At 59.7% G+C, this 23,329-nt stretch carries 22 protein-coding genes; 15 read left to right on the forward strand and 7 right to left on the reverse strand.

The genetic code is table 11. The features are described from left to right. Positions 1-144: 144 nt before the first annotated feature. Positions 145-1,074 carry a LysR substrate-binding domain-containing protein gene (locus GVK32_RS13950; protein ID WP_159868756.1) on the reverse strand — a complete coding sequence of 310 codons (930 nt, stop codon included), beginning with the start codon at positions 1,072-1,074 and terminating at the stop codon, positions 145-147. 171 nt (positions 1,075-1,245) lie between these two features. Between GVK32_RS13950 and GVK32_RS13955 the strand changes: the two genes are divergently transcribed. The 8 genes from GVK32_RS13955 to GVK32_RS13990 all read left to right on the forward strand — a co-directional run bounded on the left by GVK32_RS13955 (position 1,246) and on the right by GVK32_RS13990 (position 9,718). Continuing rightward, a complete protein-coding gene (locus tag GVK32_RS13955; protein ID WP_132511445.1) occupies positions 1,246-2,196 on the forward strand; it encodes a branched-chain amino acid ABC transporter permease in 951 nt (316 codons plus the stop codon). A gap of 8 nt (positions 2,197-2,204) precedes the next feature. Further along, positions 2,205-3,314 (forward strand): branched-chain amino acid ABC transporter permease, encoded by a 1,110-nt coding sequence (locus tag GVK32_RS13960; protein WP_159868759.1) that lies wholly within the window; start codon positions 2,205-2,207, stop codon positions 3,312-3,314. Continuing rightward, complete coding sequence (locus GVK32_RS13965; RefSeq protein WP_159868762.1) at positions 3,311-4,078, forward strand: ABC transporter ATP-binding protein; 768 nt, start codon at positions 3,311-3,313, stop codon at positions 4,076-4,078. The genes GVK32_RS13960 and GVK32_RS13965 overlap by 4 nt, the downstream gene beginning before the upstream one ends. Beyond that, the gene (locus tag GVK32_RS13970) at positions 4,071-4,790 is read left to right on the forward strand and encodes an ABC transporter ATP-binding protein (protein ID WP_159868765.1); all 720 of its coding nucleotides are present in this window, start codon (positions 4,071-4,073) and stop codon (positions 4,788-4,790) included. Before GVK32_RS13965 ends, GVK32_RS13970 begins: the two co-directional genes overlap by 8 nt. A 27-nt stretch (positions 4,791-4,817) precedes the next feature. Next, positions 4,818-5,975, forward strand: a complete 1,158-nt coding sequence (locus GVK32_RS13975) for a branched-chain amino acid ABC transporter substrate-binding protein (RefSeq protein WP_159868768.1) — start codon at positions 4,818-4,820, stop codon at positions 5,973-5,975. Positions 5,976-5,992: 17 nt separating this feature from the next. Continuing rightward, positions 5,993-6,475 carry an L-2-amino-thiazoline-4-carboxylic acid hydrolase gene (locus GVK32_RS13980; RefSeq protein ID WP_159868771.1) on the forward strand — a complete coding sequence of 161 codons (483 nt, stop codon included), beginning with the start codon at positions 5,993-5,995 and terminating at the stop codon, positions 6,473-6,475. Then, entirely contained in the window at positions 6,472-7,701 is a 1,230-nt protein-coding gene (locus GVK32_RS13985) for a Zn-dependent hydrolase (RefSeq protein ID WP_159868774.1), read from the forward strand. The genes GVK32_RS13980 and GVK32_RS13985 overlap by 4 nt, the downstream gene beginning before the upstream one ends. A 319-nt stretch (positions 7,702-8,020) precedes the next feature. Continuing rightward, a complete protein-coding gene (locus GVK32_RS13990) occupies positions 8,021-9,718 on the forward strand; it encodes a GGDEF domain-containing protein (protein WP_159868777.1) in 1,698 nt (565 codons plus the stop codon). A 44-nt stretch (positions 9,719-9,762) separates the two neighbouring features. On the opposite strand, the gene GVK32_RS13995 is transcribed toward GVK32_RS13990, so the two are convergent. The 3 genes from GVK32_RS13995 to GVK32_RS14005 are packed head-to-tail and all read right to left on the reverse strand — an operon-like array spanning position 9,763 to position 13,246. Beyond that, positions 9,763-10,785 carry an ABC transporter permease gene (locus GVK32_RS13995; protein ID WP_200842878.1) on the reverse strand — a complete coding sequence of 341 codons (1,023 nt, stop codon included), beginning with the start codon at positions 10,783-10,785 and terminating at the stop codon, positions 9,763-9,765. Positions 10,786-10,804: 19 nt separating this feature from the next. Continuing rightward, a complete protein-coding gene (locus tag GVK32_RS14000; RefSeq protein ID WP_159868783.1) occupies positions 10,805-12,289 on the reverse strand; it encodes a sugar ABC transporter ATP-binding protein in 1,485 nt (494 codons plus the stop codon). A 33-nt stretch (positions 12,290-12,322) separates the two neighbouring features. Further along, complete coding sequence (locus tag GVK32_RS14005; RefSeq protein ID WP_159868786.1) at positions 12,323-13,246, reverse strand: sugar ABC transporter substrate-binding protein; 924 nt, start codon at positions 13,244-13,246, stop codon at positions 12,323-12,325. Positions 13,247-13,746: 500 nt separating this feature from the next. On the opposite strand from GVK32_RS14005, the gene GVK32_RS29525 reads away from it, so the two are divergent. Beyond that, positions 13,747-13,908, forward strand: coding sequence for a hypothetical protein (locus GVK32_RS29525; RefSeq protein WP_368667460.1), 162 nt, complete (start codon positions 13,747-13,749; stop codon positions 13,906-13,908). A 44-nt stretch (positions 13,909-13,952) separates the two neighbouring features. On the opposite strand, the gene GVK32_RS14010 is transcribed toward GVK32_RS29525, so the two are convergent. From GVK32_RS14010 to GVK32_RS14020, 3 genes are all read right to left on the reverse strand, one after another. Next, positions 13,953-14,297: a DNA breaking-rejoining protein gene (locus tag GVK32_RS14010; RefSeq protein WP_227697851.1), complete on the reverse strand. Its 345-nt coding sequence runs from the start codon at positions 14,295-14,297 to the stop codon at positions 13,953-13,955. A gap of 134 nt (positions 14,298-14,431) precedes the next feature. Beyond that, positions 14,432-15,364 (reverse strand): LysR substrate-binding domain-containing protein, encoded by a 933-nt coding sequence (locus tag GVK32_RS14015; RefSeq protein WP_159868792.1) that lies wholly within the window; start codon positions 15,362-15,364, stop codon positions 14,432-14,434. A gap of 158 nt (positions 15,365-15,522) precedes the next feature. Beyond that, on the reverse strand, positions 15,523-16,017 hold the full coding sequence (locus GVK32_RS14020; protein ID WP_159868795.1) for a DUF1097 domain-containing protein: 495 nt from the start codon (positions 16,015-16,017) through the stop codon (positions 15,523-15,525). Between the two features lie 264 nt (positions 16,018-16,281). Here GVK32_RS14020 and GVK32_RS14025 point away from each other — a divergent pair, with 264 nt between their 5' ends. From GVK32_RS14025 to GVK32_RS14050, 6 genes are all read left to right on the forward strand, one after another. Further along, entirely contained in the window at positions 16,282-16,887 is a 606-nt protein-coding gene (locus GVK32_RS14025) for an ankyrin repeat domain-containing protein (RefSeq protein WP_159868798.1), read from the forward strand. Positions 16,888-16,926: 39 nt separating this feature from the next. Next, on the forward strand, positions 16,927-17,802 hold the full coding sequence (locus GVK32_RS14030; RefSeq protein ID WP_159868801.1) for a DUF2877 domain-containing protein: 876 nt from the start codon (positions 16,927-16,929) through the stop codon (positions 17,800-17,802). Next, positions 17,780-19,327, forward strand: coding sequence for an acyl-CoA synthetase FdrA (gene fdrA, locus GVK32_RS14035; RefSeq protein ID WP_159868804.1), 1,548 nt, complete (start codon positions 17,780-17,782; stop codon positions 19,325-19,327). The genes GVK32_RS14030 and fdrA overlap by 23 nt, the downstream gene beginning before the upstream one ends. After that, positions 19,327-20,745 carry a DUF1116 domain-containing protein gene (locus GVK32_RS14040; protein WP_159868807.1) on the forward strand — a complete coding sequence of 473 codons (1,419 nt, stop codon included), beginning with the start codon at positions 19,327-19,329 and terminating at the stop codon, positions 20,743-20,745. Before fdrA ends, GVK32_RS14040 begins: the two co-directional genes overlap by 1 nt. Positions 20,746-20,826: 81 nt before the next feature. After that, a complete protein-coding gene (locus GVK32_RS14045; protein ID WP_159868810.1) occupies positions 20,827-21,777 on the forward strand; it encodes a carbamate kinase family protein in 951 nt (316 codons plus the stop codon). Positions 21,778-21,801: 24 nt separating this feature from the next. After that, on the forward strand, positions 21,802-23,190 hold the full coding sequence (locus GVK32_RS14050; protein WP_159868813.1) for an amidohydrolase family protein: 1,389 nt from the start codon (positions 21,802-21,804) through the stop codon (positions 23,188-23,190). Positions 23,191-23,329 lie beyond the last annotated feature (139 nt).

Consider the following 23,329-nt stretch of genomic DNA (forward strand, 5'->3'; position numbering starts at 1 on the left):
GCCTGCTTTCGCAGTAGCACGCCGTAATAAAAATGGGCTATTTCGCCGGATTATCTAAGCGGCCCGGCCCGGTTTCAATCGGGTCTGCGCAAAAGTGTGAGCCAGGTTGAGGAAATTCTTAAACCAACGGCGTTCCCCGGGACCTCAGCCCAGCGCTTCGCTGCGCAGCCAGCTCTGCAGCAGCCTGCCGTTGGGCGTCATTTCGCTGTCCTGGCGCACGCACAGGTAGTAATCCCGACCGTCATCGATCGCCGCGTCAAAGATTTTCACCAGCTCACCGCTGTTCAGGTACGGCGCGATCAGCGGCTCGCGCATCAGCGCGCAGCCCAGCCCGGCCTGCACGCCGGCGAGGGTTAATAGCCCGTCCTCAAACAGCGGTCCCGTCGATCGCGGCGGGCGCTTCACCCCCTGCTGCACAAACCACTGGTTCCAGGTGCTGCGCTCCTCGTCGTGGAGCAGCGGCATCTGCAGCAGCTGCTCCGGGGTATCAATATGTCCGTGCAGGCGGATAAACGCCCGGCTGCATACCGCCACCATTCGGCCGGAAATCAGCTTTTCGCTCTGATATCCCGCCCACCGCCCGTTGCCGAAGCGAATCGACATATCCGAAGCGTCGCTGAGGTAGTTGCGGTGGTTGGCGTAAACCACGTTAATTTCGGTCTGCGGGTTGGCGTGGACGAATGACGGCAGGCGAGGAATAAACCAGCCCATACCAAACAGCGGGATCAGGCTGATCGTGACCTGCTGGTTCTGGACCTGATCGACCAGATGCTCGGTCGCCTGGCGCAGAACGTTAAACGCCGCGCGGATGGAGCGGTAGTATTCCCGCCCCTGCAGGCTGAGGGTGAGCCGCCGCCCCTGGCGTTCAGTAAGCGGGATCTGCAGGTATCCCTCCAGCACCTTCAGCTGATGGCTGACCGCCGACGGCGATATCGCCAGCTCCTGAGCGGCCTGGGTGATACTGCCGAGGCGGGCGATGGCCTCAAAGGCGCGCACCGCCCGCAGCGGCGGATCGTTGGCCAGGCCGCTTTCCGCCCAGCCTTCCCGCTCCGCCAATTGTTCTGTTTTTTTCATATATTGATTTTCTTAGCGCTAAGTGAGATTCGACATGTTATTTAATTATATTAAATATCATTAAGATAGATAAATTCGCGATCATAATAAGAAAGAATATATCCGTATTTTACAATTTAATTCATTTATTAGATGGTAGCCGTAATTTGAGCACATTGTCGGGTAAATCGGTTGGACACACTCATACAGCAATTCATCAATGGCATCATGCTGGGAAGCATCTATGCCCTTATCGCGCTCGGTTACACCATGGTGTACGGCATCCTGCGCATCATTAACTTTGCCCACGGCGATATTCTGATGGTCGGCGCGCTGACGACGCTGTCGGCAATGAACGCGCTGAACGCCCATTTTCCCGGCCTGCCGCCGCTGGCCCAGCTGAGCCTGGCGTTGATGCTGGCCATGGTCGTCTGTGCCCTACTGGCGATGGCGGTTGAGCGCTTTGCCTACCGCCGCCTGCGCAACGCTCCGCGCCTGGCGCCGCTGATCTCGGGGATCGGCGTGTCGGTGCTGCTGCAAACCGTGGCGATGATTATCTGGACCCGCAACCCGCAGATGTTCCCGCAGATCCTGCCGATGGAGCCGATCGCCGTGACCCACGGCAGCGCGGCACATCCGCCGGCAATCGTCACCGTGACCGGCATCGTCACCGTTGCGCTGGCTTTTGCGGTCATGCTCGGCCTGTGGCTGCTGGTGGAATTTACCCGCTTAGGCCGCGGCATGCGCGCGGTGGCGGAAAACCCGCGCATCGCCACGCTGATGGGGGTCAACCCCAACGCCATTATCACCCTCACCTTCGCCATCGGCGGCGCGTTTGCGGCGCTGGCGGGCGTCATGATGGCCAGCAACTACGGCAGCGCCAGCTTCTCAATGGGCTTCCTCCCCGGCATTAAGGCCTTCACCGCGGCGGTGCTCGGCGGCATCGGCAATATTCGCGGCGCGATGCTCGGCGGCCTGCTGCTGGGGATCATCGAATCGCTGGGTGCCGGCTATCTCGGCGACCTGACCCACGGCGTCTTTGGCAGCAACTATCAGGATATCTTCGCCTTTATGGTGCTGATTGTGGTGCTGGTGTTCCGTCCCGCCGGTTTACTCGGCGAGCGCGTCGCGCATCGGGCATAGGAAAAAATATGACAACGGTACAACTCGTCGCGGCCCCCGCCGCATCCCGCCGCTTCTGGTCCGGCATGACCCTGTTTATCTGCGCGCTGCTGGTGGCGCCGATGGTCGCCAGCCAGCTCGGCGGCAACTACTGGGTGCGAGTTATCGACTTCGCCCTGCTGTACATCATGCTGGCGCTGGGGCTCAACATCGTGGTCGGCTACACCGGCCTGCTGGATATGGGCTTTATCGCCTTCTACGCCGTCGGCGCCTACCTGGCGGCGCTGCTCGCCTCCCCGCATCTGCTGGAGGCGTTTCCGCAGCTGCTGGCCTGGTTCCCGGACGGCCTGCACACCTCCTGGCTGCTGATTATTCCGTTCGCCGCGCTGGTGGCGGCGGGCTGCGGCGTCGTGCTGGGCGCGCCGACCCTCAAGCTGCGCGGAGACTATCTGGCTATCGTCACCCTCGGCTTCGGCGAGATTATCCGCATCCTGATGCGCAACCTCGATCGCCCGGTGAACATTACCAACGGCGCAAAGGGTATTTCCGGCGTCGATACGCTGAGCCTGTTCGGCCTTAAATTCAGCGGCGCCTATCACTGGTTCGGCTTTAAGGTTCCGGCGCTGTGGCTATGGTACTACCTGCTGATGCTGGTGATTGTGGCGATTATCTTCGTCTGCCTGCGCCTGCAGCACTCGCGAATCGGCCGCGCCTGGCACGCCATCCGTGAGGATGAGGACGTTGCCCGGGCGATGGGCATTAATCTGCGTAACTATAAGCTGCTGGCTTTCGCCATCGGCGCCTCGTTCGGCGGCGTCGCCGGGGCGCTGTTCGGCGCCTTCCAGGGCTTCGTCTCCCCCGAATCCTTCACTCTGCAGGAGTCGATTGCGGTGCTGGCGATGGTGGTGCTCGGCGGCATGGGGCATATCCCGGGCGTTATCCTCGGTGCCGTTCTGCTGACCGCCCTGCCCGAGCTGCTGCGCAGTCAGGCCGCCCCGCTGCAGCAGGCGCTGTTTGGCGAAGTGCTGATTGACCCGGAAATTTTGCGCCAGCTCTTCTACGGCCTGGCGCTGGTGCTGGTGATGCTGCTGCGCCCGCAGGGCATCTGGCCCGCCGGACATAAAGGAGCCAAAGCATGAGCCTGCTCAGCGTCAGCCATATGTCCAAGCGCTTCGGCGGCCTGACGGCGGTCGATAACGTCTCGCTCGCCATCAACGAGGGCGAAATCTACGGTCTTATCGGCCCCAACGGGGCGGGTAAAACCACCTGCTTTAACCTGATAACCGGGCTCTATCCGGCGGACAGCGGCGAGTTCGCCATCGCCGGTCAGCCCTACTTCCCGAAGAACATTGAGAAAGTCACCGCCGCCGGCATCGCCCGCACCTTCCAGAACGTGCGGCTGTTTAACGAGATGTCGGTGCTGGAAAACGTGATGGTCGGCCGCCACGTACGCACCCGTAACGGCCTGTGGGCGGCGCTGAGCCGCCACCGCCGCGCCCGCGCCGAAGAGGCGCAAACCCGCGAGCTGGCGTGGCACTGGCTGGAGTATACCGGCATCGCCCAGTTCGCCCACTACCGCGCCTGCGACCTCGCCTACGGCCACCAGCGGCGGCTGGAGATTGCCCGCGCCCTGGCCACCGACCCGCGCCTGCTGGCGCTGGACGAGCCTGCCGCCGGGATGAACGCCGCGGAGAAAGTGGCGCTTGGCGAGCTGCTGCTGCGCATCCGCAACGACGGAAAAACGCTGCTGATGATTGAGCACGACGTCAAGCTGGTGATGGGGATCTGCGATCGCCTGATGGTGCTGGACTATGGCAAAACGCTGGCCAGCGGCACGCCAGAAACCGTACGTCGCGACCCGGCGGTTATCGCCGCCTGGCTGGGAGGAAGCGCGCATGTCTGATCTGTTAACCGTTAGCGGTCTTGGGGTGCACTACGGCGGCATCCAGGCGGTACGCGAGGTGTCGTTTAGCGTTAAAGAGGGCGAGCAGACGACGCTTATCGGCGCCAACGGCGCGGGCAAAAGCTCCACCGTACGCGCCGTGACCGGGCTGGAGCCGTTTAGCGGCAACATCGTCTTCAACGGCAGGCCGGTACGCAAGCGCCGGGCCGAAACGCTGCTGCGTGAAGGGCTGGTGATGGTGCCAGAAGGTCGCGGCATTTTCGCCCGCATGACGGTGCTGGAAAATCTGCAGATGGGCGCCTGGCTGCGCCGCGACGGCGCGGCGGTTAAGCGGGAGATGGACGACATCTTCAGCCATTTTCCCCGCCTCGGCGAGCGCCAGCATCAGCTGGCCGGGCTGCTCTCCGGCGGCGAACAGCAGCTGCTGGCGCTTAACCGCGCCCTGCTCAGCCGCCCGCGACTGCTGATCCTCGACGAGCCGTCGATGGGGCTGGCGCCGCTGATGGTGGAGAACGTTTTTCGCGTTATCGCCACCCTGCGCCAACGCGGCGTGGCGCTGCTGCTGATCGAGCAGAACGCGCGCCTGGCGCTAGAGGCCACCGACAGCGCGTGGGTCATGGACAGCGGCAGCATCGTGGAGCGCGGCCCATCGCGAACGCTGCTGGCCGACGACCGCATAGCACAGATTTATCTGGGCGAAATGCCCGTTTAACACATCAACCAACATCAGGGAAAAACAATGAAAACAGCAAAAATCAGTGCGCTTAGCGCCGCTATTGTGCTCAGCGGTTTTGCCTCTTCCGCCGCATGGTCCGCCGCCGGCGAAACCGTCACTATCGGCCTTGCCGGCCCGCTGACCGGCCCTTCCGCGCGTATTGGTAAGGATCTGGAAAACGGCGCTCAGCTGGCCATCGACGATATCAACAAGCAGCACCCGACGATCGGCGGCAAGGCGGTGACCTTTAAGCTGCAGTCGGAGGACGACCAGTCTGACCCGCGCACCGCGGTAGCCGTGGCCCAGCGCCTGGTGGACAGCGGCGTGGCGGGGGTGGTCGGCCACTGGAATACCGGCACCAGTATTCCGGCGGCGCGGGTCTATCACGACGCCGGGATCGCCCAGGTTGCGCCGGTGGCGACCGGTCATGCGTATACCAAACAGGGCTTCGATACCAGTTTTAGGGTGATGGGCCACGACGATGACGGCGGTCAGTTTGCCGGCCAGTACGCGGTGCAAACCCTGAAAGCCAAACGCATCGCGGTGATCGACGATCGTACCGCCTTCGGCCAGGGCCTGGCGGATGAGTTTATTAAGTCGCTGAAGGCCCAAGGGATCGATATCGTCGATCGTCAGTACGTCGATGACAAAACGGTGGATTTCAGCGCCGTACTGACGGCAATCCGCAGCAAAAACGCCGATCTTATCTTCTTCGGCGGCGTCGATAGCCAGGCCGCACCGCTGGCGCGCCGCATCAAGCAGCTGGGGATCAGTGCCACCCTGATGGGCGCGGGCGGCTTCGTCAGCCAGACCTTCCTGCAGCTGGCGCAGAAAGAGGGCAACGGCGTGGTGGCGCTGGAGCCGGGGCTGCCGGTGGAGCAGATGCCGGGCGGCAAGGCCTTTGAGCAGGCCTATCAGTCGCGCTATCACACCCATATCGAGCTGCACGCGCCGTTCGCCTACGACGCCACCCGCGTGCTGGCGGCAGCGATGGAAAAAGCCGACTCCGTCGATCCGGCGGTCTACCTGCCCGCCCTGCGCGCCATCAGCTATTCCGGCGTCACCGGGCAAATTGCCTTTGATAAAGAAGGCAATCTGAAGTCGCCAACCTTTACCGTCTACAAAGTCGTCGACGGCAAATGGCAGCCGCAAACCGTGCTTGGCGGCGCCACCACGAAGTAACGCAGTGAGGCAATGTGATGAGTGATAATAATGAGCTGGGCATTCTCGCCCGCCGCAAAATTGAAGCAGAGATAATTAAGCCGATTTACGACATCCTGGTCCGCGAGATAGGCAAAGCGCGCGCCCAGGCGGTCATCGGCGAGGCGATTGAGAACGCCGCCATTGAGGCAGGGAAAGCCTTTGCCGACCAGGAGCCCAACGGCGCGGATATTCAGAGCTTTGTCGCCCTGCAGTATCTGTGGGAAAAGGACAATGCCCTGGAGGTCACCGTGCTCGACGCCGACGACCGGCAGTACAACTACAATGTTAACCGCTGCCGCTATGCCGAGATGTATCACGAAATGGGCCTCGGCGAGATTGGCCACCTGCTCTCCTGCGCCCGCGATGACAAGTTTATCGTCGGCTATGCGCCGGAGGTTGAGCTGACCCGCACGACGACCATTATGCAGGGCGCGCCGTGCTGTGATTTCCGCTACCGCGTAAAGAAGGACCCATCATGATAACCGTCAACGGCGAGCGCCTCTGGGCCACGCTAAACGAAATGGCGACCATCGGCGCGACGCCCGCCGGCGGCGTCACCCGGCTTACGCTGAGCGAAGAGGACCGCCGGGCCCGGGATCTGCTGCGCGACTGGGCGCTGGCGGCGGGGTTTGGCTACCGTGTCGACGGCATGGGCAATATGTTTATCCGCCGGGCGGGGAAAAACCCGGCGCTGGCGCCGGTGTTGACCGGTTCGCACGTTGACTCCCAGCCGCTGGGCGGTCGCTATGACGGTATTTACGGCGTGCTGGCGGGGCTGGAGGCGCTGCGGGTGCTTAACGAGCGCGGCATCGAAACCGAGCGCGATATCGTGCTGGTGAACTGGACCAACGAAGAGGGCGCGCGCTTTGCCCCGGCGATGCTCGCCTCCGGCGTGTGGGCCGGGCAGTTTAGCGAAGAGTGGGCCCATGCCCGGGAAGATCGCAGCGGCGTCAGCGTCGGCGCGGCGCTGGAGGCGATCGGCTATCGCGGCCAGCACCCGACGGCGGCGTTTCCCCTGCACGCCTGCTATGAGGTGCATATCGAACAGGGGCCGATTCTGGAAGACGAAGGGATTGATATCGGCCTGGTGCACGCGGCGATGGGCCAGCGCTGGTTCAACGTCACCCTCACCGGCTTCGCCGCCCACGCTGGCACCACGCCGATGGGCAGCCGCCGCGATGCGCTGACCGCTTTTGCCGAGCTGGCGCTGGCGGTGGAAGAGATCGGCATCGCCCGCCAGCCAGACGGCCGTGCGACGGTCGGCACGCTGCAGGTAACGCCCGGGTCGCGCAATGTGGTACCCGGCCGCGTGGAGTGCAGCGTCGAGTTCCGCCACCCGCAAAGTGACGCCCTCGAAGCAATGGAGCTCGCGCTGCATCGCGCCGCTGCGGCGCTGGGCCAGCGCGGCGTGACGGCAGAGGTCGAGCGCATTTTTGATTACGCGCCTATCGCCTTCGACCCCGCCTGCCTGGCGCGCAGCGAGCGGGCCGCCCTGGCGCTCGGCTACAGCGCTAAACGGATGGTTTCCGGCGCCGGGCACGATACCTGCTATATCAGCAAAGTGGCCCCCGCCAGCATGATATTTATCCCCTGCGAGAAGGGGATTAGCCATAACGAGGCCGAGAATATTCTTCCTCAGTGGGCTGAAAAAGGGGCCAACGTCCTGCTTAACAGCGTGCTTAGCGCCGCGCTCGAATCCTCCTGATCCCCGCTTGTCGTCATAGCGAACGCATTGCGCATGGCGACAAACGCTCTCCTCTCCAGGGGCCGCACGGCGCGCCTGCGGAGAGGAAAAACCCAGCATAAATAAATTAAAACAGCACCTTACCGAGCGGTTAAAAACGTTTATTTTTGGATTCTCTGCTAAAATCAGCAGGAAGATCGCCTATAGTATGGCCAATGCACGCGGGGAAAGAAGCGGCGTCTGACGGGCTTAAGGTCAACGTACCGCGCACTCTGCCGGGTCATACTCGCCGCGAAAATAGCCTGATGGGATCGCCTCTTACTGCTGACGCCGGGTACGTGTGAAAACGAAAAAAAAAGCCACCGCATCGTCCAACGTACTCCGCTATATCTGGGGGTCTGCGTTAGCGACAATCTGTTTAACCACCATTCTCTCCTTCTGGCTGCTCTCCGGCTCATGGTCGATGTGGAAAACCGCGCATAATAACGTTATTCAGTTCGATATTTTTTACCGCGTCCTGCAGGTCTCCAACGATTTAGCCGGCGAACGCGCCTTCGTTAACGAGCTGGTATTAAGCCCGCTGGCAGATAAAGAGCGGCAGTGGCAGGCGCTGGTAGCCCACCGCCAGGTCACCGATCGCGATATGCAAAGCATTCCGCAGCATCTGCTCTCCCCCGAGCTGATGACGGAAATGCAGCATCACCTGACTCACGCCAGGCATATTGCCGATACCTTCCGCAGCCGGGAATTAAGCGATCCGAAGACGGCAGAAGACGCCATCCAGTATATGGCCGTGGCGACCGACTTTTACCATCAGGCGCTGTTTGAGCGCACCGCCGAGTTTTTACTGCTGGAGCCCAGCGCGCTGGGGCCCATCCTCCGCGCCCAGGCGCTGGGCGAGCTGCGCGACGCCACCGGCAGGCTCGGCTCGCAGCTGCTGATCCCGCTGGCGACCCAAACAAAAATCCCCCAGCCGAACCGCGAAGGGATCACCCGCGGCATTGAGCGGATTAATACCGCCTGGTGGCTGCTGAAAACCCAGGGCGATGAGGCAAGCTATATTCCGCACTTTCAGCGTCAGCTGGAGAATACCCGCCAGGCCTTCGAAACGCAGGGGATCGGTTTAATTAACCGCTTAAAAGAGGAGAGCGACGGCAATCAGCCCTACAGCATTAGCGCCGAGCGCTTCGCCATTGATTATCACGCCAGCCTCGGCGCTTTTGATAATCTGCTGAATACCTACATGACCGGCGTCAAAAAGCACTACACCGCCAGCGAGCGCCGGGCGCTGCAGAATTTGCTCATCCGTTCGCTGGTGCTGACCCTGGTCTACGCCCTGACGATCGCGATGATTTTCTATATTCGCTCGCGGGTTTTGCTCCCTATTCTGCGCTTAAATAATATTGCCGCCGCTCTGATCGCCGGCAAGCAGACGCACGTCCAGATCGATGACGACACCGCGGAAGAGGTGCAGGAGCTGTTCTCATCCCTCGGCACCCTCGGGAAAAAGCTGCGCGAAGATGCGCGCATCAGCCGCCAGTATCAGCGCCAGTCGGAGGAGGACCCGCTCACCCACCTGTTTAACCGCCGGGCGTTCAATAGCCGGGGCGAGGCGCTGCTGCGTCAGTCGAGCGAGGCCCTGAGCGCCTGGCTTATTATGCTGGACCTCGACCGCTTCAAGTCGATTAACGATAGCTGGGGACACCCGATGGGCGACGAAGTGCTGGTGGCGCTGGCAAAAACGCTGAACAAGTTTAGCCGCCCGAGCGACGTAGTGGGTCGTCTCGGCGGCGAGGAGTTTGCGGTGCTCTTTCTGGCCCCGACGGCGCAGGACGTTGCCAGCTACGCCGCGCGTATTCAGCACGAAATCCGTAAGCTGACCTTCCACACCAGCGGCGGCGAGACCTTTAAGGTCACCGCCAGCTTCGGGGTTTCGCAGGGCTGGCAGTGCCCGCTGGAAGAGCTGCTGGCGCGGGCAGATAGCGAACTGTATAAGGCGAAAAACAGCGGCAGGGACCGGATCTGCGGCCTGCCCTGAGCGCGGGCCGGAGCCCTGCGCTCGGGCATTGCCGATGAGGTAGGCTAGTGCTTCTTACGGTTACGGCGCATATCGATGGTCACCGCGGCGACAATAATGATGCCCTTAATAATATCCTGCACGTAGGCATCGACGCCGACGAAGGTGAAGCCGCTTTTAATCAGCCCCAGAATCACCGCCCCAATCAGCGTTCCGGTAATCCGCCCAACGCCGCCCATCAAGCTGCTGCCGCCGATCACCGCAGCGGCGATGGCATCCAGCTCATAGGACATCCCCATGCTCGACTGGCCGCTGCTGACGCGCGCGGCCAATACCACACCGGCCAGACCGGAGAGCGCGCCGGCAATGGTGTAAACGATGACCAGGTACTTGTTGACGTTGATGCCGGACACTTTTGCCGAGGTCATGTTGCCGCCGATGGCGTAGACGTATTTACCGTAGCGGGTATGCTTGAGCGCGATATGGAACAGCGCGGCGATGACGAAGAAGATAATGACCGGCATCGCCCCCTGACCCACGGCGGTAAAGCTGTCGGACAGGAAGCTAATCGGGTTTCCCTGAGTGTAATACTGCGCGAGACCGCGCGCGGAAACCATCATCCCCAGGGTTGCGATAAACGGCGGGATCCCGGTACGGGTCACCAGAAAACCGTTGGTTAACCCACAGAGCAGGCCGACGCCGATCCCGGCGAAAATAGGGATCACCGCCGGCAGGTTGACCAGCGACGGAAACATCGGCGTGAGGCTGTCCGAGGTCTGCGCCAGGCTTGCCGCCACCACCGCCGCAAGAGCGATAACCGAGCCGGAGGAGAGGTCAATCCCGGTGGTAATAATCACCTGGGTCACCCCCACGGCGATAATACCGATAATCGCCACCTGTAAAACAATCAGCACCAGGCGGTTGCTATTCATTAAAAATGATTGGTCGCGAACGAACCAGCCGGCAATTTCAAACGTCAGGGCAATCGCCACCATGACGATAAATATCCCGGTATCTTTCGGCATTTTATGCCGTAGCTGACTCAAGAAAGAGGGTTTCTCATTTACGGGAGCTGCGGTCAATTTCATATTGCTCATTCTCTACGCCTCAATTGGATGCCAACGACAAAATGGTTTCCTGATCGGCCTCATCCTTTTCAAGGATGCCGGTAATACGCCCTTCGTACATGACCATTACGCGGTCACTCATCCCGAGGATTTCCGGTAGTTCAGAGGAAACCATAATCACCGCGACGCCACGGTTCGCCAGTTCGCTAATCAGATGGTAAATTTCAGCCTTCGCGCCCACGTCAATACCGCGGGTCGGCTCATCGAGAATTAATATTTTGGGCTGGGCTAAGAGCCAGCGGGCAATCAGTACTTTTTGCTGATTACCTCCGCTGAGGTTATTAATAATTTGATCCATCGTCGGGGTTTTAATATTCAGACGGCGGATCTGCTCCATACAGTCTTCCGCCATTTTCACATGTTTAACAAACCCGCTTTTACCGATATATTCCGGCATATTGACGATGCTCATATTCTCCAGCACCGACAGGACGAGGAACAGGCCGGACTTTTTGCGATCCTCGGTCAGCAGCGCCATCCCTTTTTCGATGGCCACGGAAGGAGAATCTATCTTCACCGGGACGCCATCAATCAGCACCTCTCCCTCGTCAAAGCTCTCCATACCGAACAGGCACTCCATCACCTCGCTACGCCCGGCCCCGACCAGCCCGGCAACCCCGAGTATTTCGCCGCGCCGCACGCTGAAGCTGACGTCATCAAAGTAGCCCTTGCGCGACAGATTGCGCACGCTCAGGACATCCTCCCCGATCGTATTATTGAATTTTGGGAACAGCTGGGTTAATTCTCGCCCGACCATCTGAGTGATTAACGACTGGCGGGTATATTCCGCCGTCTGCTGGCTGGCGACCCAGCTGCCGTCACGAAAGACGCTGATTTCATCGGTAATAGCAAAAATCTCATCCATCTTATGGCTGATATAGATGATGGCTTTGCCCTGCGCGCGGAGGTCGTGAATAATCGTAAACAGGTGCCCCACCTCCCCTTCGGTTAACGCCGAGGTCGGCTCGTCCATAATCACGATATCGGCGTTCCACGAGACCGCTTTAGCAATTTCCACCATCTGCTGGGCGGCGATGCTCAGATCGCCCACCAGCCGATCGGCGGAGAGGCGAATATTGAGCTTATCCAGCAGCGTCTGGGTCTGGCGGATCAGCTGGCGATGATCGACGAAGCCGTACTTCATCGGCTCGCGGCCGAGCCAGATATTTTCCGCCACCGTCATATGCGGCACCAGATTAAGCTCCTGGTGGATCATCGAGATCCCCGACCGCAGCGCATCCATGGTGTCCTGAAACTGAACCGGCTGGCCTTTGACTTTTATCGCGCCCTTATCGGGACGGTAAATCCCGATAAGGCATTTCATCAGAGTGGATTTACCGGCCCCGTTTTCGCCCATCAGCGCGTGTACCGTTCCAGGGCGCACGCGCAGTGAGACATTATCGAGCGCCTTCACGCCGGGAAAGAACTTGCTGATACCTTCGGCTTCTAGGGCAAAAGCGTTCATAGAAAAACCTCCGTACCGCTGGGCCAGGAACGGTTATTTTTGGTTGCGGCTGACGAAATCAGACATGTTTTCTTTGGTGATCAGCTGGTAGGGGACGTCGATGATCTTTTCGACTTTCTCACCGTTAGCCAGCTTGATGGCGGCGTTGACCGCGCCCTCGCCCTGCCCCTTCGCGTCCTGGAAAATGGTGGCGATCATCTTGCCGTTTTTAAGCATCTGCAGCGCGTCGGGGGTGCCGTCAACGCCGGCGATCAGAATGTGGTTCGGGTTGCTGCCCAGCGCCTGCAGCGCGCCGATGGCCATTTCATCGTTGTTTGAGGCAATGGCCTGGATGTCTTCCCCGCTGGTCATCCAGTTGCTCACCACGTCTACCGCGTCGTTACGCATAAATTTGGCGGTCTGCTTCTGCACAATTTTAATATTCGGGTATTTCGCCACCACCTCTTCCACGCCCTTCGTCCGGTCGCGGGTCGATTCATTGGCCAGATCGCCCAGCAGGATCGCGACGTTTCCTTTACCGTTCATCGCTTTCGCCAGCGCTTCCATCTGCAGGCGCCCGGCAAGGACGGAATCCGAGCCGACGTAGGCCATTTTGTCCGTCAGCGGCAGCTGCGGGCGACGGTTAACGAACACCAGCGGGATACCGGCTTTGGTCGCCTGATCGATAATCGGTTTCACCGCGTTGGTGTCGACCGGGGCAACGATGATGGCATCAACGCCCTGGCCGATGAAGCTCTGTACCTGCTGCAGCTGCTGCGCCACATCGCCCTTGGCGTCTTCAACCTGTGACTTAACGCCATCTTTTTGCATCTCTTTTTGCATGGCGTTACGCAGGATGGTCAGAAAGTTATCATCAAAAAGCGCCATCGATACGCCGACGGAAATATCTTTTGCCATCACAACCGCAGGCAACATACAGACTAACAAAGAGGCAACAATCGTTTTCTTGATATTCACAGTTGATCCTTGAGCGTCGTTGATACGCCAGTTTATTGAGATAAATGAAAAATTCATTTCATAAAAAACGAGTCAAACACCTGCCTGTCCTTCGGCCAGAGAATGCGTCTCCGCCAGCGCCGTCGGCTTATCTTTTGCCACAAACCGCTAAAATCGGTTTATTTATAATGAATTATTAAAACAGAAGTTCATTAATCATCTCCGGATGGGGTTAGCCGATTTCAGTCTTTTTGTTTCATTAACAATTTATTTGAAACTTTTATAATTAAATAACTGAAATGAAAATTTTAAAACCACGCAGTAACAGAACTTTGACAGATATCTAACATTGCCGCATAAACGAGCGAAAAATGAGAGGCAACCAGCAGTTTGCTCACGAGCCGAGGGTACGGGACTGGCATTCAGCAGGAGATGATTTGATTGGGGAATCATTCATGAATGGACAAGCTTTATCATAGACCGACGCTGGAGGGAGGTGCCGCCGGCTGGTACTGCAAACCATTCATCAGGCCCACGCCTCGATCCGCACGATCGCCTACGCCTTTCAGGCTGCGGATATTGCCCGCGCGCTGGCTGCCGCCGAGGATCGCGGCGTTGAGGAGCAGATCGTGGTGGATACGCGGCGCAACCGCGCGAAGGCCAGCCGGGTGGCGATGAAATAACCACCCGCTGGCGGTTGGCGGTTGGCGGTTGGCGGTTGGGCAGGTTAGTGGATAATTTTAAACGTCAGCTCATAGGGGCTGGTTTTTCCCTCATCGCGCGCGCCGCCCATTTGGTATACGCGAACGGTATATTTGCCGCTGGTCGCCAGGCGCTGTTCGAAATCGCCGTCGCGCATGGCACCATTAAAAACCGTTTCATTGGCGGGGTTAATGACGTTGAAATAGGGATGATGGGCGCCGCGTTTCATACTGACGCGCATAGTCTGGCCTGCCTTCGCCACCAGCGTATAGTCTTTCACATCGGCCCCGCTCACCGCATTATGCATAGTGGTGCCGCTGGTGCCTTTATCGAAATGAATCGGCTGGGTATTTATTTTATAGCTTGCCATCGATACTACTGGCGTTAATAAACAACCAGCGCAGATCACGCTACCAACAATTAACTTAATTTTTTGCATTTAATTAACACCTTATGTTTTTATACGCGCTGTTATATCACATAAAGCGGCCGGGCCTGCTGCCATTATTTCCCGCGATGGAGCAAGTCCTGATAAATAGCGGTCAACTGGCCGCCCGGACGAAACTCCTTTTTAATCCACTGGGTCACCTGCCCGGTCGCCGCGTGCTGGGTGGCGAGGAGCATTCCCGAATCCTGGCGCGGGTTGTGGATCTGCCGCGTCACCAGCAGCCGCCCGTCCATCGCTTCATTGACCATATAATCCGGCAGGAAGCCAATTCCCTCTCCGAGGATCTGACACTGGCACTTGGTATTAAAATCCGGCACCAGGATCGCCTCCTGACCGTGCAGCAGCCAGCCGACCTTTTTATTAATCGTATTCGCGGTGTCTTCCACCATGATATTCGGATAGAGGCGCAGCTGGCTTTCGGAGATCGGTTCCGGCATAAACGCCAGCGGGTGATCCGGCGCAATGGCGAACACCCAGCGAATGGCGCCAATTTCGGTGTAATCAATACCGCCGCCGTCGAGCAGCGTATCCGGCGCGCCGATAGCAATGTTGGCCTGGTTATTAATAATGGCGTCCCAGACGCCGTTGTAGACCTGGGTAGTGACGGTTATCTGACAGGTGGGGAACTGTTTTTTAAGCACCTGCAGCAGGCGTGCGGTGTGCCGCGGGGTATAGAGCAGCTGATTAATGCAGATTCGCACCCGCGCCTCGATGCCCTGGGCGATAGTATCGATGCTGCGCTTGATAGCGTGGAAATCGTTCAGCAGGTCGGTGGCTTTGCGAAAAAGGTAGTAGCCGGATTCGGTGAGCTCAATGCTGCGGGTATTGCGGGTAAACAGCACCACGTCCAGCCCCGTCTCCATGCGCTTAATGGTGTAGCTGATGGCGGAGGTTGTGAGCCCCAGCTCATCCGCCGCCTTGCTAAAACTGCCAAAGCGCGCCGCCGTAGTGAACGCCTGCAGATTTTCTTCGGTAAAAATTGAGTTCATTTGCCCGCTCCTGCTCTCATCAACCGGCCATCCGCTAGATTCTCATGCTGAATGTATTTGCCAGGTGGATGATTGGGCAACCATTTTTGAATAACTTTTAACACCACGCCCACAATCTACCTGAAAGAACGCGGGTTCTCTCAGGCCGCGGCGGCGCTTCAGGCTTCAGGCTTCGACGTCGCTTCGCTCAGCCGACGGCCGGTATATTCGGAAATAAGGCCGACGCAGTTGCCGGCGAAAAAGCCCAGCAGCGTCACCGGCCAGTTCAGCCCGGAGGCAAAGAATAGCGTCATGCCGAGGAAGCCGCCGGGGATAAACGACGTCAGAGAAAACCGCCCCTGCCAGACGATCGCCGCTGAGAACGGCACCGTGACGATGACGCTGGCCCAGAAGCCCGATATGCCGCTCAGCGCGGCGACCCATCCCGAGGCCAGCGCCGCAAGAAACGCCCATACCGCCCCGGAGTAGTTAACAAACAGGCTTTTGACAAACCCCGCCTTGCCTCCGCCCGCGGCATAAAAACTGCAGAAGGCCACGAAGCCAATCGTTCCTAATAATTCCCAGCCGTGCTCAAGCCCAACCTGCGAGGAGATAAGCTGCCAGACGCCAGCGCTAATTCCGACAGTAATCCCCGTAGCCGTGAGTCCGTTCATCTTGTCCTCCTCCGAATAATCGTTTCCAGGTGTCCTTGTTACCTTCGGGAACTATATATAAACAAAACCCGATTGCATTAAGGGGAATACGAAGAAACCAGCAAAGGGTGCACCACCGCACAGCCTGCATCCATTATTAAATGATATTCAACAATCAGCCGCTTTACGGCGAATAAATTTTAAGCGGGTTCTTTTATCATTTTTTCATTGCTATCCTCAGCCCATCAACCAAAATCGTCAGCGCAAATTATCCGGAGCCGGTTTATGTCCAGGGAAAATCTCATCACTGAATACCTGTTAGCGGCGGAGCAAGGAAACCTCGCACAGTTAAAACAGTGCCTGCTCAAGGGCGTTAATATTAACAGCGCTAACCGCCTCGGCCAGACGGCTATTGTCCTTGCCAGCTTACATCAGCACTATGACTGTGTGGCGCAGCTTATTGCTGCGGGGATCGATATTAATAAACAGGACCAGACCTGTTTAAACCCCTTCCTGATAAGCTGCCTGAATAATGATTTAACGCTGTTGCGCTTAATTCTTCCCGCCGCTCCGGACCTCAACTGCTTAACGCGTTTTGGCGGCGTCGGCCTGACGCCGGCCTGTGAAAAAGGCCATCTGGCGATCGTCCAGGAGCTGCTGACGCAGACCGAGATTAACGTTAATCACACCAACTTTGTCGGCTGGACGCCGCTGCTGGAAGCCATCGTGCTCAACGACGGCGGCAGCACGCAGCAGGCGATCGTTGCGCTGCTGCTGGAGCACGGCGCCAGCCCGCATATGACCGATAAATACGGCAGGACTCCGCTGGAACTGGCGCGGGAAAAAGGCTTTAGCGAAATAGCCCACCTGCTGACTGCTGCGGGCGCCTAGCCGAGGAGAACCGCTATCGACACCTCCGGACGGCGGTGTGTGCAAGCGCTAACTGCGGACGAAAGGTTTCTCGCGCAGCGCGGCAGCGGGCGGGTTGAACAGCGCTTTTCCCGGGCGGTAAACCTGTTTGTTCCGGGTCCGCAGCGGATGCTGACGCTGCTTTGCGCAGATTACGACAACGCGCCCAACAGCTGTAGGTTGGCACTCACACACTTTGACAACCTGTTCCGGCCCGGCCAGCCGGTTCGCTTTCTTGATTCAGGCATCGCGTTTGGCGAGAGCGGATGGATAGATACATCGCAATGCCGGCGCTGGCAAATGGCCAAACCCACGCTGAGCGACGAGCGCCTGCGGCATATTCCGTGGCGGCGCTGGAGCCGCACTCTCCGCCAGCAGCTGCACGACGATGAAACCTTATTTCTCTATCGCGGCAATAATCCTTTTCATCAGGAAATTAGCCGGCAATTACAGCAACGCCGCCGCGTTTTATTAGCGGCCCTGCAGCAGGGAGATGAAATTACGCCGGCGGTGTCCTCTATGCTGGGGCTGGGTATTGGCCTGACGCCGTCGGCGGATGATTATCTGGTTGGCCTCAGCGTTATTTTATTACTCCCCGGACATCCGCGGGAAAAATACCGGGATGATTTTTTATTGGCCCTGCAGCGCGCCGGAAATAATACCACCCCGCTCAGCGCCATAACCTTAGAAGCCGCATTAAACCAGCGTTACCGAGAAAGTATTGCGCGATTTATTCATTATTTACTGAATGAACCAGCGTCCTTTTCTATCGAGGCTATTGCCGATATTAAAAATATTGGCTCAAGCTCCGGCTGCGACATGCTGTACGGCATGGCGGACGCCTGCGCCCTGAGCCAAACGTATGGAGGAAATTATGTCAGTCAAAATAATCGTTAAGCCGAATACCTATTTTGATTCCGTTTCGCTGATGTCGATTTCGACCCGGGCCAATCAGCTCGACGGCGTCGAGCAGGCGTTTGTGGCTATGGCCACGGAGATGAACAAAGGGGTGCTGAAAAATCTCGGGCTGCTGACGCCGGAGCTGGCCGCAGCGAAAAACGGCGACCTGATGATCGTCATTAATGGTCGCGACGGCGCGGACAACGAACAAACCCTGGCGGCCATCGAAGAGCTGTTCCACAACAAGGCGCAGAGCGGGCAGCATGAAGCCCGCTACGCGACGCTTGCCAGCGCCAAAAAGCATCTCCCCGAGAGCAATCTGGCGGTCATTTCGGTCAATGGCCTGTTCGCCGCCCGGGAGGCCCGCCAGGCGCTGCAAAACGATCTTAACGTCATGCTGTTTTCCGATAACGTCACGCCGGAAGAGGAGCTGGCGCTGAAGCAGCTGGCCCATGAAAAAGGCCTGCTGATGATGGGGCCGGACTGCGGCACCGCCATCATTAACGGCACCGCCCTGTGCTTTGGCAACGCGGTGCGCCGCGGCAATATCGGGATTGTCGGCGCCTCCGGCACCGGCAGCCAGGAGCTGAGCGTGCGGATCCACGATTTCGGCGGCGGCGTATCGCAGCTTATCGGCACCGGCGGGCGCGATCTGAGTGAAAAAATCGGCGGCCTGATGATGCTGGACGCCATCGGGATGCTGGAAGACGATCCGCAGACCGAGATCATCGTCCTGATCTCAAAACCTCCGGCTCCGGCGGTGGCGCGCAGGGTCATTGAACGCGCCCGCGCCTGCCGCAAGCCGGTGGTGGTCTGCTTCCTCGGTCGCGCCGAAGCGCCTGCGGATGAGAGCGGTCTGCAGTTTGCCCGCGGCACCTACGAAGCGGCGCTGAAAGCGGTCGCGCTCTGCGGCATTACGCCGGCGGGCGGCGATCGCCAGGCGGCAGATCGGGCGCTGATTGCCGACGTTCGCGCGCGCCTGATCCCGCAGCAGAAGTATATTCGCGGCCTGTTCTGCGGCGGCACCCTGTGCGATGAAGCGATGTTTGCGCTGCTGGAACAAGAGGCCGAGGTCTACAGCAATATCCAGCCCGACCCGGCCCTGCGCCTGACGGATATCAACCGCAGCGTCGGGCATACCTTCCTCGACTTCGGCGACGACGACTTCACCAACGGCAGGCCGCACCCGATGATCGACCCGACCAACCGCATCCAGCGGCTATTGCAGGAGGCCCGCGATCCGCAGGTCGCCGTTATCGTTATGGATTTCGTGCTGGGCTTCGGCTCCCATGAGGATCCCGCCGGCGCGATGCTGGAGGCGATTAAGCAGGCGCAGGCCATTGCCGCCGCCGACGGGCGCCCGCTGGCAATCCTCGGCTACGTGCTCGGCACCGACCTCGATACCCCTTCCCTGGAACAACAGCGCCGCCGGCTTAGCGATGCGGGCGTCATTCTGGCCAGCAGCAGCAGCCATACCGGCCTGCTGGCGCGTGAATTTATCTGCAAAGGAGAGAAAGCCTGATGAGCCAGCCACTATTCAACCAGCCGCTGAACGTCATTAACGTTGGGATCGCCCTGTTCAGCGAGGAGCTGAAAAAGCAGCACGTCGCCGTTACCCAGCTCGACTGGACGCCGCCGGGCCAGGGCAATATGCAGGTCGTGCAGGCGCTGGACGCCATCGCCGACTCCGCGCTGGCCGACAAAATCGCCGCCGCCAACCGGCAGGCGCTGGAGCGCATTATTCAGTCGCACCCGGTGCTGACCAGCTTCGATCAGGCCATTAACGTGGTTCCCGGCATGACCGCCAAAACCATCCTCCACGCCGGGCCGCCGGTCAAATGGGAGCAGATGTGTGGCGCGATGAAGGGCGCGGTGACCGGGGCGCTGGTATTCGAAGGCCTGGCGCAGGATTTGAATGAGGCCGCAGAGCTGGCGGCCTCCGGGGAGATCATCTTCTCACCGTGCCACGAGCACGACTGCGTCGGCTCAATGGCGGGGGTCACCTCGGCCTCAATGTTCATGCATATTGTCGAGAATAAAACCTACGGCAACGTCGCGTTTACCAACATGAGCGAGCAGATGGCGAAGATCCTGCGCATGGGGGCCAACGACCAGAGCGTTATCGATCGCCTTAACTGGATGCGCGACGTGCAGGGGCCGATGCTGCGGGAGGCGATGAAGATCGTCGGCGAAATCGATCTGCGCCTGATGCTGGCCCAGGCCCTGCATATGGGCGACGAGTGCCACAACCGTAACAATGCGGGCACCACCCTGCTGATTCAGGCGCTGACGCCGGGCATTATTCAGGCCGGCTATTCCGTCGAGCAGCAGCGCCAGGTCTTCGAGTTTGTCGCCAGCAGCGACTACTTCTCCGGCCCGACGTGGATGGCAATGTGTAAAGCGGCGATGGACGCGGCCCACGGCATTGAGTACAGCACCGTGGTCACCACCATGGCGCGTAACGGCGTCGAGTTCGGCCTGCGGGTCAGCGGCCTGCCGGGAGAGTGGTTTACCGGCCCGGCCCAGCAGGTTATCGGCCCGATGTTCGCCGGCTATAAACCGGAAGACTCCGGGCTGGATATCGGCGATAGCGCGATTACCGAAACCTACGGCATCGGCGGCTTTGCGATGGCGACGGCGCCGGCTATCGTCGCGCTGGTGGGCGGCACGGTTGAGGAGGCTATCGACTTTTCGCGCCAGATGCGCGAAATCACCCTCGGCGAAAACCCCAACGTCACCATTCCGCTGCTCGGCTTTATGGGCGTCCCGACCGCCATCGATATTACCCGCGTCGGCGGCAGCGGCATTCTGCCGGTGATCAATACCGCCATCGCCCATAAGGATGCCGGGATCGGCATGATCGGCGCCGGCATTGTCCACCCGCCGTTCGCCTGCTTTGAAAAGGCCATTTTGCGCTGGAGCGAGCGTTACCTCGCGTAGCAAAGGGTTCCCCGGGGGCGCCGCTCCCGGGCAACGGCGAACAACCATAACTCTCTTATCCTCTGTAGCGGAACCCGGACAATGAAAGAACTCGTGGTCGTTGCCATTGGCGGCAACAGCATCATCAAAGATAACGCCAGCCAGTCGGTTGAGCATCAGGCCGAAGCCGTGAGAGCCGTGGCGGATACGGTGCTGGAGATGCTGGCATCGGACTATAACATCGTGCTCACCCACGGCAACGGGCCGCAGGTTGGGCTGGATCTCCGTCGCGCCGAAATCGCTCACGAGCACGAAGGCCTGCCGCTCACTCCCCTGGCCAACTGCGTCGCCGATACCCAGGGTGGCATCGGCTATCTGATCCAGCAGGCGCTCAATAATCGCCTGGCCCATCGCGGCGAGCAGAAGGCGGTCACCGTCGTCACCCAGGTTGAGGTGGACAAAAACGATCCCGGTTTTACCCATCCCACCAAGCCGATTGGCGCATTTTTTAGCGCCGCCCAGCGCGACGCGCTGCAGCTGGCGCATCCCGACTGGCGCTTCGTCGAAGATGCCGGGCGCGGCTATCGCCGGGTGGTGGCCTCGCCGGAGCCAAAGCGCATCGTCGAGGCCGAGGCGATTAAAACCCTCACCCGCCAGGGCTTCCTGGTGATCGGCGCCGGCGGCGGCGGTATTCCGGTAGTGCGCAGCGCAGGCGGCGATTATCAGAGCGTGGATGCGGTCATCGATAAAGACCTCTCCACCGCGCTGCTGGCGCGGGAAATTGACGCCGACGTGCTGGTTATTACCACCGGCGTTGAAAAGGTGTGCATTCATTTTGGCAAAGCCAACCAGCAGGCGCTGGGAACGGTGACGCTCGGCGAGATGACCCGCTATATGCAGGAGGGCCACTTTCCGGCGGGCAGCATGCTGCCGAAAATCGTCGCCAGCCTGGCATTCTTAGCCCACGGCGGCAGCCGGGTCATTATTACCACCCCCGAACGCCTGCCCGCCGCGCTGCGCGGGGAAACGGGCACCCATATTGTGCATAACTAACGGCGCATAGCTTAAGGAAGAAAGATGAATAACGACAATAGCCGCCGGGAGTTTCTCACCCGCAGTGGAAAAATAGCCGCCGCCGCGGCCCTGCTCGGCGCAGCGTCGCCCTCCGCCTACGCGGACGGCAGCAGCCCGGCCGCCTGCAGCGATCCCCAGGGGACCACGAGCCTCGGCGACAAACACTACTACCTCGACAACGTGCTGCTGGAGAGCGGCTTCGAGTATGAAAACGGGGCGGTGGTCCATACCCGCACCGAGCTGCAGACCCTGGAGATTCGCGACGGGAAGATAGCGGCCCTGCGGAGCAATAAAAGCCATCCCGATGCCACCCTCCCCCGCTACGACGCGGCGGGCATGCTGATGCTCCCGGCGATGCGCGACATGCATATTCACCTCGATAAAACCTTTTACGGCGGCCCGTGGCGCTCCCTGAACCGTCCGGCGGGCACCACGATTCAGGATATGATTAAGCTTGAGAAAAAGCTCCTGCCGGAGCTGCAGCCCTATACCCAGCAGCACGCAGAGAAGCTTATCGATCTTATCCAGTCCAAAGGCTCCACCGTGGCCCGCAGCCACTGCAATATCGAACCAACCTCGGGGCTAAAAAACCTCGAAAACCTGCAGGCGGTGCTGGCGCGGCGCAGTCCGGGATTCGAATGTGAAATCGTCGCCTTCCCGCAGCACGGCCTGCTGCTGTCGCACTCCGAGTCGCTGGTACGCGAAGCGATGCAGGCCGGGGCGCACTATGTCGGCGGCCTGGATCCGACCAACGTCGACGGCGCAATGGAGAAGTCGCTCGATACGATGTTCCAGATAGCGCTGGACTATGACAAAGGAGTCGATATTCATCTGCACGAAACCAGCCCGGCGGGCGTGGCGGCGATAAACTACATGGTAGAAACCGTGGAGAAGACCCCGCAGCTGAAGGGCAAGCTGACCATCAGCCACGCCTTTGCCCTGGCGACTCTCAACGAACGGCAGGTCGCGGCGATTGCCGAGCGCATGGCGGCCGCGCGGATAACCATCGCCTCAACCGTGCCGATCGGTACCCTGCATATGCCGCTAAGCCAACTGCGTGAGAAAGGCGTGTTTGTGATGACCGGTACCGACAGCGTCATCGATCACTGGTCGCCGTACGGCCTCGGCGACATGCTGGAGAAGGCCAACCTCTACGCCCAGCTCTACATTCGCCCGAATGAGCAGACGCTCTCCCGCTCGCTGGCGATTGCCACCGGCGACGTGCTGCCGCTGAACGATAAGGGCGAGCGCGTGTGGCCCAAGGTCCAGGACGACGCCAGCTTCGTGCTGGTTGACGCCTCCTGCTCCGCCGAAGCGGTGGCGCGTATTTCACCGCGCGCCGCAACCTTCCACCGGGGCCGAATGGTCTGGGGCAGCGTGGGCCGCGCCTGACGGCAGGCGGACGTAAAAAACCACCTGCATAGCAGGTGGCATTGAAAACGCCCCATAGGGGCGTACTAAGTCCAGACTCTGAGAGCCTTCCCTTCACACCTCTTTTAGAGGGAGCTGGCTCTCTTCAACTTCATGCTTT

The sequence above is a fragment of the Klebsiella sp. 18074 genome (assembly GCF_902705905.1).
Lineage (GTDB): Bacteria > Pseudomonadota > Gammaproteobacteria > Enterobacterales > Enterobacteriaceae > Klebsiella > Klebsiella terrigena.